This is a genomic window from Ferruginibacter sp. (assembly GCF_049840995.1).
Lineage (GTDB): Bacteria > Bacteroidota > Bacteroidia > Chitinophagales > Chitinophagaceae > Ferruginibacter.
Window position 1 is genome coordinate 72,229 of the sequence record NZ_JASGIP010000006.1, and the last position, 12,366, is coordinate 84,594.

General features: G+C 42.9%; 13 protein-coding genes and 1 pseudogene. 1 reads left to right on the forward strand and 13 read right to left on the reverse strand.

The genetic code is table 11. The features are described 5' to 3' along the window. Positions 1–10: 10 nt before the first annotated feature. The 3 genes from rpsM to infA all read right to left on the reverse strand — a co-directional run bounded on the left by rpsM (position 11) and on the right by infA (position 921). A complete protein-coding gene (rpsM, locus tag QM738_RS15575; RefSeq protein WP_462277654.1) occupies positions 11–391 on the reverse strand; it encodes a 30S ribosomal protein S13 in 381 nt (126 codons plus the stop codon). Positions 392–492: 101 nt separating this feature from the next. Further along, the gene (ykgO, locus tag QM738_RS15580) at positions 493–609 is read right to left on the reverse strand and encodes a type B 50S ribosomal protein L36 (protein ID WP_255154769.1); all 117 of its coding nucleotides are present in this window, start codon (positions 607–609) and stop codon (positions 493–495) included. A 93-nt stretch (positions 610–702) separates the two neighbouring features. Then, complete coding sequence (gene infA / locus QM738_RS15585; RefSeq protein ID WP_255154770.1) at positions 703–921, reverse strand: translation initiation factor IF-1; 219 nt, start codon at positions 919–921, stop codon at positions 703–705. 86 nt (positions 922–1,007) lie between these two features. Here infA and QM738_RS15590 point away from each other — a divergent pair, with 86 nt between their 5' ends. Continuing rightward, positions 1,008–1,679, forward strand: coding sequence for a hypothetical protein (locus QM738_RS15590; protein WP_462277655.1), 672 nt, complete (start codon positions 1,008–1,010; stop codon positions 1,677–1,679). 13 nt (positions 1,680–1,692) lie between these two features. On the opposite strand, the gene QM738_RS15595 is transcribed toward QM738_RS15590, so the two are convergent. The 10 genes and pseudogenes from QM738_RS15595 to QM738_RS15640 all read right to left on the reverse strand — a co-directional run bounded on the left by QM738_RS15595 (position 1,693) and on the right by QM738_RS15640 (position 12,366). Further along, a complete protein-coding gene (locus QM738_RS15595) occupies positions 1,693–5,121 on the reverse strand; it encodes a T9SS type A sorting domain-containing protein (RefSeq protein WP_462277656.1) in 3,429 nt (1,142 codons plus the stop codon). A gap of 258 nt (positions 5,122–5,379) precedes the next feature. Next, entirely contained in the window at positions 5,380–5,787 is a 408-nt protein-coding gene (locus tag QM738_RS15600; RefSeq protein ID WP_462277657.1) for a hypothetical protein, read from the reverse strand. A 47-nt stretch (positions 5,788–5,834) separates the two neighbouring features. Continuing rightward, positions 5,835–6,953 (reverse strand): ABC transporter permease, encoded by a 1,119-nt coding sequence (locus tag QM738_RS15605; RefSeq protein ID WP_462277658.1) that lies wholly within the window; start codon positions 6,951–6,953, stop codon positions 5,835–5,837. After that, the gene (locus QM738_RS15610; RefSeq protein WP_462277659.1) at positions 6,950–7,207 is read right to left on the reverse strand and encodes an ABC transporter permease; all 258 of its coding nucleotides are present in this window, start codon (positions 7,205–7,207) and stop codon (positions 6,950–6,952) included. Before QM738_RS15610 ends, QM738_RS15605 begins: the two co-directional genes overlap by 4 nt. Positions 7,208–7,277: 70 nt before the next feature. Further along, positions 7,278–8,057, reverse strand: a pseudogene (locus tag QM738_RS15615) (ABC transporter permease); the annotation flags it as partial. Positions 8,058–8,090: 33 nt separating this feature from the next. Next, on the reverse strand, positions 8,091–8,453 hold the full coding sequence (locus QM738_RS15620) for a four helix bundle protein (RefSeq protein WP_462277660.1): 363 nt from the start codon (positions 8,451–8,453) through the stop codon (positions 8,091–8,093). Between the two features lie 42 nt (positions 8,454–8,495). After that, on the reverse strand, positions 8,496–9,242 hold the full coding sequence (locus QM738_RS15625) for an ABC transporter ATP-binding protein (protein ID WP_462277661.1): 747 nt from the start codon (positions 9,240–9,242) through the stop codon (positions 8,496–8,498). Position 9,243: 1 nt separating this feature from the next. Next, on the reverse strand, positions 9,244–10,158 hold the full coding sequence (locus QM738_RS15630) for an ABC transporter ATP-binding protein (RefSeq protein ID WP_462277662.1): 915 nt from the start codon (positions 10,156–10,158) through the stop codon (positions 9,244–9,246). Positions 10,159–10,161: 3 nt separating this feature from the next. After that, entirely contained in the window at positions 10,162–11,100 is a 939-nt protein-coding gene (locus tag QM738_RS15635) for an HlyD family secretion protein (protein WP_462277663.1), read from the reverse strand. Positions 11,101–11,109: 9 nt separating this feature from the next. Then, a complete protein-coding gene (locus tag QM738_RS15640) occupies positions 11,110–12,366 on the reverse strand; it encodes a TolC family protein (RefSeq protein WP_462277664.1) in 1,257 nt (418 codons plus the stop codon).

The following is a 12,366-nucleotide window of genomic DNA, read 5'->3' on the forward strand; positions in this document are numbered from 1 at the left end:
TTAATTTATTTTACTTCTTAGCTACTTTCTTCTTACCGGCAACTGTCTTACGTTTACCTTTTCTTGTACGGCTGTTGGTACGGGTACGCTGACCACGCAAAGGCAAACCTTTACGGTGACGTAAGCCACGGTAGCAGGCGATATCCAGCAAACGCTTGATGTTCATCTGGGTTTCACTGCGCAAAGCACCTTCGGTCTTAAATTCGTTCGCAATGATATTACGGATGGCAGTTTGCTCATCATCATTCCATTGGTTCACTTTTTTATTAACGTCGATACCTGCTTTGGTTAAAATATACTGGGCAGTTGAACGGCCAATACCATAAATATAGGTAAGTCCTATTTCGCCTCTTTTATTTTTTGGTAGATCTATACCGGCAATACGAGCCATATTCTTATTTTAAATTTTAGATTTGCGATTTTAGATTTGGTAGTTGCACATTGTTGTTTTCTTAAATCTGAAATCGACAATCGGCAATCTACAATCCTTTCTTATCCTTGTTTCTGCTTAAAACGAGGATTCTTTTTGTTGATCACATACAGCCTTCCCTTCCTTCTCACGATCTTGCAATCTGCGCTGCGTTTCTTGATTGATGCTCTTACTTTCATGATGTTTGTTTTGTCGTGAGTCGTGAGTGGTGAGTCGTGAGTGTGAAGAACCAGGGTTCTTGCTCACGTCTGACGCATCACGTCTGACGTTTTTTATTTATATCGGAAAATTATCCTTCCTCTTGTTAAATCATAAGGGCTCATTTCCACCCCTACTTTGTCCCCCGGTAAGATACGTATGTAGTGCATGCGCATTTTACCCGAAATTGTAGCTAAAATTTCGTGGCCGTTTTCTAACTTTACTTTGAACATAGCATTGCTTAATGCCTCTACTATTGTTCCGTCCTGTTTAATAAGTGCCTGTTTAGCCATAAATTTGGGAGCGCAAAGATAAGAAGATATATTTAATATTTATCAACAAAATTGTGATATTTACCAACAAAACTACTATTTTCCCCATGAAGAACACCTTTTTGGCCTTTTTGGCCCTCTCCGCCCTCGCTGTTTCCTGTAAAAAAAGCAGTTCCGACAGCGGTACCGCCCCCCAAAAGTACATGAACCTGGCTGCCGGAAGCACCTGGACCTACGAAAGTGTGAATAACCTTACCGTTACCACCACCACCAATATTGTCACGTCCACCAACCGGGATTCGTCCATAAACGGCCGTAGTTACCATGTTTTTACCAACAGCAACGGCGCCGCCAACGACTACTATAATATTACCGGGTCGGATTATTACACTTTCCGCACCCTGCCGGGGGCCTCGGGCGTTCCTCCGCTGGATATCATCTATTTAAAGGAAAATGCTGCGGTGGGCACCAGCTGGAGCCAAACAGTGAATTTGCCGCTCACAGGCTTCCCCAGCGGCGTACCGGTGGTCTTTACCAACACCATCACCGAAACCGGCATCAGCCGCACCGTAAATGCCAGATCTTACACCGGCGTGGTGCATATTGTAACCGGGATCTCTGTTACCGGGCTGCCGGCCAGTTCTATCACTTCTGATATACAATCTTACTACGCCCCTGATTACGGCCTCATCGAAAGCAAAACCAAGATCAGCACCACCCTGTTGCCTTCCAGCAATGTGGACCAGAACACCACTTTAAAGACCGCCACGCTGAAATAGCTCCTTTCCGGCGCTATTTGAACACGATCTTAATGGCCTGACGCTCTTTTGTCTGCAGGTCGGTTACCAGCAGCGTATAAACACCGCTTCCGCTGGCAGCAGTTCTCGGGCAGGTAATTACCTGGTTCTGCACGTTGGTATATATTTTAGAATATACCTGCTGGCCTGTCATGTTCTTTATCTCTATCAGGTAATTCTTTGCAATGCTGCTCTTTACAGCAATGAACAGCACATGCTCTACCGGGTTCGGATATACGCTGATATCTGATTCGCCGTTTTTGATCACCACAGCATTACTGTAACGCACTTTGTTATTGGAATTGGTAAGTTTAAGCCGGTAATAATTATTACCGGTGATAAAGTCCTTGTCCAGGTAACTACACGCCGGCAGTGATGTAACTGCAATGGTTTTATAATCCCGGTTATTACTACTTTTTTCAAGACTGTATTCCTTAATATCATTGATATTGAGGTTCCAGTACAGGCGGTTACCGCCGGATTCTTTATTGCCCACGAGGGTAATATCATCGCCTGCTAGAATAAAACCACAGAAACCCGTAAGCACATAATTGGCATACTTGGTAAGGCATCCGCCATTCACCACGATCTTACAGAAATACCTGCCCGTATCGGCTGGTGTAAGGTTCGGGAAATACAAGCTGGGGCCGGTACCCACCACAATACTATCGTTGGGGTCAATTCTTTTATACCAGGTATAATCGGCATGCGCCATCGAATCCACTCTTAATGTAAGGGCATGGTTGAAGCATTCCAGGGTATCAGCAAACACCAGGAAGTTGGCCAGCGGCAATACGCTCACATCATACAGGCTGGCATTACCGCAGCCATCCACCACCCTTAACCGTATCAGCGAATAAGCGGTACCCGTATTGATAGAGAATATCGGGCTGGACTGTGGTGGTGTAACAATGCTGGGCGAAGCAGGCACACTGCCGATGATCTCGTAAGTATAAGGGCCCACACCACCAACAACGTGAACGCCTACACTAAATGTGTTATTATCGCATTGATAAGCATGTGTACCGGAAAGAATAGGGAAAACATATTCCTTCACCCGTACTGTATCATAAATATGCTTGGTACAGTTTTCCACATAGGTATCAAAAATATATACGGCGGGTCCCAGGTCAAGGAAAGTGTATTTATACCCTGCTATGGATGAGGCATTGATGGTAACTGCCACGCCATTCTTCTTGATTATTTTAGGCACAATATTACCGCCGATATTATTATCGGTAAGGTCTACCAACACGTCTGCAGATCCATTGGGCCATACACCCGACGGACATTTGGGTGTAACTGTGAAGATGTCATTGAGCACGCTCACTACCGGTGCTACAAATGCAGAGTCTTTTGTGCCGCACTGGTCGGTGATCACGATCTTATATTTCTGTACGGTTGCGGCCACCGGCGGCACACTGGAAAAAGTGGCGCTGGTGGCGCTGGTGGTGATCGACTGTATTAAAACTCCCGCAGGCGAATACAGTTCCAGCAGGTAAACCGGTATGCCGGATGTGATAGTAACTTTTATATCGGTGGTGCCAATAGTAACGCATGATTTTTTTGCTGACAAGGTTACTGTTGCCGGAGTTTTCGCTACCGTAAAGCAGCGCTTGATCAATGTATCGTAGCAGGCAGGATCATTCTGTAATGTGATACAGTAAGTGCCAAATGGCAGGTTGGTGAACACGCCGGTGGTATTGCAACTTAACTGCACATTGGCGGCATCGTAAATACAGTATTGCGGGTTGTTGATATTTACCTGCCCGGTTATTGTAGCTGTAAAAGTGGAACAGGTTTTATTGCTTACCGATACTGTTGCGCCAACAGATGGTACCGGGCGGTTAACGGTAAAGCAACGGGTGATGGTGGTATCGTAACAACTTGGATTGTTGGCAATATCTATGCAATAAGAACCATAAGGCAGGTTATTGAACACGCCTGTGGTATTGCAAATGATCAACACATGCGCTGCAGTGTACAGGCAAAACTGCGGGTTGTTAAGATTGGCAGTATCCGTTACCGATGCTGTAAAAGTAGTACAGGTCATATTACTGATGGTGACATTCAATCCTGCTGATGGCATTGGTTTGCGTACGGTGAAGCATCTTACAATGGTGGTATCATAACAACCGGGATCGTTGAATATTTTTATACAGTAACTACCATAGTCAAGATTCGGGAACACGCCGGTGGTATTACAATACATTTGTGTACCTACGGAATCATAGATGCAGTAATTAGGATTATTCAGGTTGGCCTGACCGGTTACGGTTGCAGTAAAAGTTTTACAATAAGTATTGAACACTACATTGGCTGCAGCTGTTGGCAAAGGTCTTCTTACAGTAAAGCAACGGCTGATGGTAGTATCATAGCAGTTATCCCTTATATCAATACAATAAGTTCCGTAAGGCAATAAAGTAAACACACCGGTGCTGTTGCAGCTGAGCAGGTTCTTTGCACTATCATAAATACAAAACTGCGGATTGGTGAGATTAGCCTGCCCGGTAATGGTTGCCGTAAAAGTGGAACAGGCCTGGTTGCTGATCTGCACCGTTGCATCCACTCTCGGGATATTCGGATCTGTCCACGTAACCGATTTGATATTGCCGCAATTATCTTTTACAAATAATTTCACGCTGCGCTTTTTGCCGATAAAATATTTGAACACATTTGTGCTGTACCAGCTGGTATCACCGGGATTGATGGATGCACCATAAGTATAACCATTAAATACAGTGCTGGGAGTAACATTGCCCCTGCTGTCTTTAAGATTGATCGTAACCAGTATACTATCGCAATTAAATTTCGATACCGTGTAAGTGTTGATCCACCAGTCGTAATTCTGTATGATCACATTACGGGTTTGAATGGCGCCGCAGGAATCGGTTAGCTGTATCAGGTAGTTACCACTGATAAGGCCGGTAAATGCACCCGTTGTATTAGTGGTACCCACACCCGATGCAGAAGGCGCAATGATCTTGTACAGGAACGGTGCACGGCCGAATGACTGGCCTGTTACTGTGATAGTACCATCAGCACCATTGATACAGGTAACATCTGTAGATACCATGCTAAAACTGGGCGCCTGGTAATTACCATCAATGGTGATACTATCGGTGGCGTATACACAATTGGTAACAACGTCCTTGATGGTTATCAGGTACCGGCCTGCTGATAAACCCGTTATGAGTGTACTGGATGTATAATTGGTTGCCACAGGGCCCGTAGCCTTGTATTGATAGGTGCCTGAGCCTCCCGACGCATTGATCTGCACCATACCGGTGGCAGCACATCTTGATTCTGTAGTGGTATAACTTACTGTTAACGGTATACAGGTTTGTGAAAAAGCAAGCTTCGGGAGAAGGAAAGTAACCGTTAATATAAAAAAGTAAAATACCGTTAGGTAAAGTTTCTTCATTCAGGGCAGGATTTGGTCTTATTTGACAACGTTTTGTTATTTGAGTTATTGCCATAAATTACCGGGATGTGGATATCTATCAGAAAATAGGGTTCTTTTACTTTTTAATGACATTTTTAAGCGTGCTTTTACCCCGTAAACTACAGGGCCATACTACGGATATTTACCATTGTGTTCGATCTGTTTTGGAGTATGAAATGGGCCATAAAAAAAGCGCCCCCAATAAACCGGGAGCGCTCTTTTTATATTCTAAAACTGTTAATCAAAAGTTTCGTCGTTCAGGTGCACTTTGGTCATTTCGTAAAAATGATTTTGTAACTGGTGCAGTGATAAGGGTTGCACGATATGCCTTCTTTCATCGCGGTACCAGATCTCAAATCTTGAAAAATCATTTTGTACCGGCAGCAACATCCTGAAAGCGCCCTTCATGTACTTTACAGTGCCGTCGTCATTTTGTTGTTTGTGGAATTTTAATTTCAGCAACTGGCTTTCATCTAATGGAATGGCGCTGAGCTGCTCTGTTTCGTACCAGAAATCCTGTGCGCCGGTGTTTACACAAACCTGTTTTTCGTTGTGGTTAAGGCCTGTTACTTCTCCCTGTTTTTTGTCGCCGTCGTTATCGGCAATAAGGTAATCACCTACTTTAATTTCATTAAATTTTATCATAGCAAGTTTTTTTTATTCATCCAATTTAAGGAATTTCTGACAAAAAATCAACTCCGTTTACGATAACTTAATACCGCCCACCCGTTGAAGACCACGGCAAAGCCCAGCATGGCGAACAGCTGGTATTTGATATCGGCGAGCGAGCTGCCTTTTAAAACCACCATGCGCATCACTTCAATAAAATAAGATACCGGGTTAAAGCGGGTGATCCATTTGGCCCATTCGGGCATGCTGTCGATAGAAGTATAAAGACCGCCCAGCAGGATAAAGATCATCATGATAAAAAAGGAGATCAGCATGGCCTGTTGCTGGTTGGCAGAATAGGTGGACAATAGCAACCCAAGACCCAATACCGCTAACAGGTACACGGCTGCAAAAATATAAATGGTAATAAAATGCCCTGCGGGAATGATGCCATAAAATACTCTTGAAATGGTAAGCCCGATAGTAAGCACTAATAAACCGAGCAGCCAGAAAGGAATTAATTTACCAAGGATAAAATGATATTTTTTAATGGGCGTAACATTGATCTGCTCAATGGTGCCGATCTCTTTTTCCTTTACAATATTGAGTGCTGCGAGATTCATCCCTACCATGGTCAATAGTATCACCAGTATGCCCGGCACCATAAAATATTTATAATTCATCAAAGGATTGTACCAGTTGGAAGAAGCAATATCGATCTGCGTTTCGGGATTGAAGCGGGGGAATTGCACCCATTCCGTTCTTACCTGCTGGTTATAATCTTTTATGATACTACCGAGATAAGCCCCGCCCAGGCTGGCTTTTACGCCGTTGATAGCATTGATGGCCAAAAATAATTTTGCTTCATTTTCTTTTACCAGTTCTTTTTCAAACTGCTGGGGTACCTGCAATACGATATCGGCTTTGTCAGCTTCTATTTGTCGCAATGCAGTATTGTAAGAGGATGAATAATCGGTAAGCATAAAATAACCTGATGCAGTTATTTTATTTACCAGCTTTCTTGAATATTCGGAATGATCGTTATCCACCACAGCCAGTTTAATATTCTTTACTTCGTAATCGGCAGCCCAGGGCAACACGATCAACTGTATCACCGGCATGATAAGAATGATGCGCAGGATACCCGGATCGCGGAATATCTGGCGGAATTCCTTCTGCAATAAAAATCGGATCGTTCTCATGCCAAACGGATTTTAAATTTCTTAATGGCCATCGTTAAAAAGAAGATCATCATGCCTGTAAGTATCAATGTTTCTTTCCAGATAGCTTTTAAACCCAGCCCTTTGATCATTACCGATTTTACAATGCTGTAATACCATTTTGCCGGAACGATGTTGGAAACAGTGCGTAACGGCAGCGGCATATTTTCTATCGGGAACATAAATCCGCTGAGCATGATGGTAGGCAGGAACAAGGCTACTAAAGAAATGAACATAGCAGTCTGTTGCGAAGCCTGCACCGGATGATATCAATAATCCCAACGACAATGATACGAGCGTGAATAAAATACTTTCAAACACCAGTAAAAAAATATTGCCATTGATGGGCATTTCCAGCGCAAATACGCTCAGCAATAAAATGGTGGTGATATTTACAACTGATAACAATAAATAAGGCACTGCCTTTGCCAGCACCACTATTTGTGGCCGCATAGGCGACACCAGCATGATCTCCATGGTACCCATTTCTTTTTCTTTTACAATGGTAATGGCCGTCATCATGGTACAAACCAGTAATAATACCATTGCCATTACACCCGGTACAAAATTAAAAGCACCTTTCAATTGCGGGTTGTACAGCATCTTCAATTCTGTATTGATGGTATACGGCAATGAACGGTTTTGTGTAATGCGTTTTTGATAATCCATGATGATCGACGACGCATAATTGGTCAATGTATTGGCCACATTAGGATCGGATGCATCGGCGATCAGCTGCACCTGGGCTTTATTGAAATGCTGCAGGTCTTCGCTAAAATTCGCAGGAAAGATGATAGCAAGTTTGGCGTTACCTTTTTTAAATTCTTCCTGCACCTGGTTGTAACTAACGAGGTTCTTCTCCACATCAAAATAGCGGCTGGCATTCAGTTCGGCGATCAATCCTGTTGATGCAACGTCGTGTGCATTGTCCAGCACAGCGATCTTGGCATTTTTTACTTCATTCGTTAAAGCAAAACCAAATATCACGATCTGCACCACGGGCATGCACAGCAAAATAAACAGCGTGCTTTTATCCCTCCCGATATGGAAGAATTCTTTTTTTACAAATGCGAAGAACTGTTTCATGGTGATGAGCTTTTGGCTACTGGCTGATAGCTATTAGCTTTTTGCTATCAGCAGCCTTTTTATGAATGCGTGTATCATCTTTATTACTTCTTCCAGTATTATATCCAACGCTTCAATATCCTGTACTTTTGTCAGTTTCATTTCTTTTGCAATAACCAAATATGTTTGCACTTCAAATGCAGAACCTAATGATATTTGCAAAAACCTGGCATAATCTTTATCACTGTTCCTGCTGCTTCCTTCAGCAATATTTGCCGGTATTGAAACTGCAGCACGGGTAATTTGTGAAACCAGGCCATATTTTTCTTCCGGCGGAAATTGCTTTACCAATAGGTATATTTTCTTTACCAGTTCAATACTCTTTTGCCAGACGATTAATTCTTTATAATTTTTCATATAGTACTTTTTAGCTAATAGCTAACGGCCAGCAGCTATTAGCTATTGATCGCTTCTCTTGGCTTTTCTTGCAAGCTTCAGGAACACTTCATCCATAGAAGCGGCATTGTAATTTATTTTTAACTGCGATGGTGTATCCAGTGCATCAATCCTTCCATCCACCATAATACTTACCCGGTTGCAATATTCTGCTTCATCCATATAATGCGTGGTAACAAATACCGTAATGCCTTTATCAGATGCTTCATATATCATATTCCAGAATTCCCTTCTCGTTACGGGATCAACGCCGCCGGTGGGTTCATCTAAAAAAACTATTTCCGGTTCATGGAATATCGCCACCGAAAATGCCAGCTTCTGTTTCCAGCCCAATGGCAGCGAACCCACTAATGTGTCGGCTTCTTTTTGCAAATGCAGCTGATCAATGATCGAAATAGTTTTATCTTTTATGAACGCTTTGCTTTTGCCATAAATGCCGCCATAGAACTGCATATTCTCTTTTACTGTAAGATCATCGTATAAAGAAAATTTCTGGCTCATATAACCGATGCTGCGCTTTATTTTTTCGTTGGCTTTGTACACATCCAGTCCTGCAACAGTAGCCTCACCGGAAGTAGGCATTGATAAACCACAGAGCATACGCATGGCTGTCGTCTTGCCTGCACCATTAGCACCCAAAAAGCCAAATATTTCTCCTTTGGCCACTTCAAAACTGATATGGTCCACCGCAACAAAATCGCCAAAGCGTTTGGTAAGCTGGTTTGCCGTTATGACTTTAGTGCTGTTCATTTTAATTTTTCATTAATGCAATAAAGCAGTCCTCAATATTGGGCATCACTTCCTGGGCAATAATATTTTCCGCTGCATGTTCGCTGATAAATGCCTGCAATGCCTGTTTGCCCGTTTCGTTTTTCATCACTGCATGATGGTATTCGCCGAATGGATAAATATCTTCTACAAAATCTTTTGCCTTTAATTCATTCAGCAATTGCAGCATTTTAGCAGACTTTACTGCAAAGAGTGGCTTTGAAAAATCGTTCACAATGCCCTGTGGCGTATTGATAGAAAGCAATTGCCCGCCCTGTATCAAAGCCACACGATCGCAGAGGTCGGCTTCATCCATGTATGGAGTAGACACCAAAATTGTGATGCCCTGTTGTTTCAGTCCTTTCAGCATTTCCCAGAATTCTTTTCTTGAAACCGCATCCACACCGGTAGTGGGTTCATCTAAAAACAATACAGAAGGCCGGTGAATGAGTGCGCAACACAATGCCAGTTTTTGTTTCATACCACCAGATAATTTCCCTGCTTTTCTTTTTTTAAATGGTTCTATCTGTACGTAGATATCTTTTACCAGGTCGTAATTTTCTTCAATGCTGGTATTGAAAATGGTAGCAAAAAAATTCAGATTCTCTTCTACTGAAAGATCGGGGTATAAAGAAAATTTACCGGGCATATAGCCTACCCTTTGGCGGATGGCTTTATAATCCTTCACCACATCAAAATCATCTACGCTGGCCTTGCCACTGTCTGCAAGCAGCAAAGTCGTGAGTATACGGAATAGGGATGTTTTTCCAGCACCATCAGGCCCGATGATGCCAAACAATTCTCCCTGCGCCACGTTGAATGAAACATTATTCAATGCGGTCACCTCTTTTTTCTTCCCGTAGGTCTTGATGATATTTTCAGCAACGATTGCGTTCATGTTTTAAAATTTCACTTCGCCGTACATGCCTATTTTAAGATAGCCGTCGTTCTTTACTTTTATTTTTATGGCGTATACCAGGTTCGCCCTTTCTTCTTTTGTTTGAATGGTCTTGGGGGTAAATTCTGCCTTATCAGATATCCAGGTAATATTACCGCTATATTCTTTGTACTTTTTTGCACCATCATCAATCAGCACTTTCACGGTTTGTCCCAGCTTTACCTGCGGCAGTTGCAGACCGGTGATATAAGCCCTTAAATTCAAGGATGATAGATCGGCAATTTTATAAAGTGCTTTCCCGGAAGCCGCCATTTCTCCTTCCTCAGCATATTTGGTAATAACGGTACCGGTTAGGGGATTTATGATATTCGCCTTCTGCACCTGGTCCTGCAATTGTGCCACTCTTTTTTTCAGCGGATCGGCCTCACTTAAAATACCCCGGTTTTGTGTAGCAGTATTATTTAACTGTACATTGATCTGCTGCTGTGTTACTTCGATCTGTTTTTTGGCTACATCGATCTGCGCATTGATGTCGTCCAGTTGCTTTCCGGTGGCTGCATCTGCTTTCAATAAATTCTCTGTTCTTGTTTTTTCATGCTGCAATGTGGTTAATTGCGATTGCTGCACTGCCAGCTGGTTCTGCAGCAGCTGTACCTGCGGCTGCACATTAGAAGTTTTTTCGCCGAGCGCTTTTATACTGGCTTCCACCTGCTCCTGCTGCAACGAAATATTTTTTGCGTCCACGGTACCTACAACAGAATCTTTGGGTATCAGCATGCCTTCCTCCACACGAAAGGACAATAATTTACCCGGCAGTTCAGACGATACCACCGTTTCATCCGCTTCAAAAGTACCGGTTGCGTCTGCGTTGCTTTCGTTGTTTTTACAGGCCGAAAAAGCAAGGCATAAAAAAGCAATGGTGAGAGTATTTATATGTTTCATAAAAATATTTTATTGTTTTCCTGAAATATTTTGGTAATTGATCTGCGCCTGCAACAACTGCACCTGGTGTGTTATCAGCGATTGCCTCGACTGGTCTTCCGCATTTACTTCCCGCAGGTAATCGTTGGCGGTTATCACACCGTTCTCCAGTTGCGCTTTAGCAGCTTCTTTTACACTCAACCGCAATGCAATGATCTCGTTATCCTTTGCGATCAGTTGCTGCAGCTTACTCACTTCCGATTCCTGTTGTTTTAATGCGGTATTGGTGTTGAGTAAAAAAGTTTCTTTCTGTATACCTATGGATTTTTTATTGATATCGATCAGTTGTTTTTCTTTTTTCTGCGTGTAGAGTCCGCCAAAATTCCAGTTCAAACGAACGCCGGTGGTATAAAAGAAAGAAAAATCATTATCCAGGAAATTCAAGCCCGGCCTTCCGTAACCTCCCTGTGCAAAGAGGCTTGCTTTCGGTTTATTTTTCGAATCGATGAGTTTGTATTGGCCTCCCAATAGTTTTTCCTGTGTGCTGTACAATTTCAATTCGGGTCGATCTATATCACTCGTCATTCCTCCAGGTGCTACTGGTTTTTCCAACTGTGCATCTTCCGGTAATGTTTGATTAATAAACAAACCCAGCACATCTGTTAATCCCTTCCGGGAGGCTTTGATCTCGATGGCCCGTTGGTCGTTCTTCAGCAACTCTGCTTTCAATACATTTACTGAGGAGCGGAATGCAGTTCCATTGGCCAGCTGCGCTTCTGTTTTTTTGATGCCATTTTCCAGGTCGGTTTTTACCAGGCCCGCCTGTTTCAGCTGTTCATCAAAATATAGAACGCTGAGAAATAACTGGTTGATCCTTTCTTTTAATTTATACAACTCCACTTCCACTTTTTGCTGCTCTGCATCTTCATTCAGGTGCTGCAGATTTTTTTGTTCTTTAGTAACGCCGCCATCATATACCAGTTGGTTCACATCAGCCAGTACTTTATATTGATCTTTAGAAGGAGAACTGATATTTACACCGGGAATGGGCACATCGATCTTTGTAACCTGCGACTGGTAAGTTGCCTGCGCACTGATACTGAATTGCGGCAAAAACCCCTTACTTAAATTATCGATATTGATATTGGTGGTTTGTTTCAGCAATTCCCTTTGTTTGATCAATGGATAGTTTTGCTGCGCCAGTTCATAAGCTTTCGCCAGGCTGAGCGGTTGCTGCGCTTTGAGCAAAGCAGGCAACGATAATACTATCAGCAGTAACTTTTTCAT

Excerpts from the sequence above, each read along its gene's own strand:
- rpsM (WP_462277654.1), bottom strand. The coding sequence starts at position 391 with ATGGCTCGTATTGCCGGTATAGATCTACCAAAAAATAAAAGAGGCGAA.
- QM738_RS15635 (WP_462277663.1), bottom strand. The coding sequence starts at position 11,100 with ATGAAACATATAAATACTCTCACCATTGCTTTTTTATGCCTTGCTTTT.
- QM738_RS15600 (WP_462277657.1), bottom strand. The coding sequence starts at position 5,787 with ATGATAAAATTTAATGAAATTAAAGTAGGTGATTACCTTATTGCCGAT.
- QM738_RS15595 (WP_462277656.1), bottom strand. The coding sequence starts at position 5,121 with ATGAAGAAACTTTACCTAACGGTATTTTACTTTTTTATATTAACGGTT.
- QM738_RS15620 (WP_462277660.1), bottom strand. The coding sequence starts at position 8,453 with ATGAAAAATTATAAAGAATTAATCGTCTGGCAAAAGAGTATTGAACTG.
- QM738_RS15605 (WP_462277658.1), bottom strand. The coding sequence starts at position 6,953 with ATGAGAACGATCCGATTTTTATTGCAGAAGGAATTCCGCCAGATATTC.
- infA (WP_255154770.1), bottom strand. The coding sequence starts at position 921 with ATGGCTAAACAGGCACTTATTAAACAGGACGGAACAATAGTAGAGGCA.
- QM738_RS15630 (WP_462277662.1), bottom strand. The coding sequence starts at position 10,158 with ATGAACGCAATCGTTGCTGAAAATATCATCAAGACCTACGGGAAGAAA.
- QM738_RS15625 (WP_462277661.1), bottom strand. The coding sequence starts at position 9,242 with ATGAACAGCACTAAAGTCATAACGGCAAACCAGCTTACCAAACGCTTT.
- QM738_RS15590 (WP_462277655.1), top strand. The coding sequence starts at position 1,008 with ATGAAGAACACCTTTTTGGCCTTTTTGGCCCTCTCCGCCCTCGCTGTT.
- QM738_RS15610 (WP_462277659.1), bottom strand. The coding sequence starts at position 7,207 with ATGTTCATTTCTTTAGTAGCCTTGTTCCTGCCTACCATCATGCTCAGC.
- ykgO (WP_255154769.1), bottom strand. The coding sequence starts at position 609 with ATGAAAGTAAGAGCATCAATCAAGAAACGCAGCGCAGATTGCAAGATC.
- QM738_RS15640 (WP_462277664.1), bottom strand. The coding sequence starts at position 12,366 with ATGAAAAAGTTACTGCTGATAGTATTATCGTTGCCTGCTTTGCTCAAA.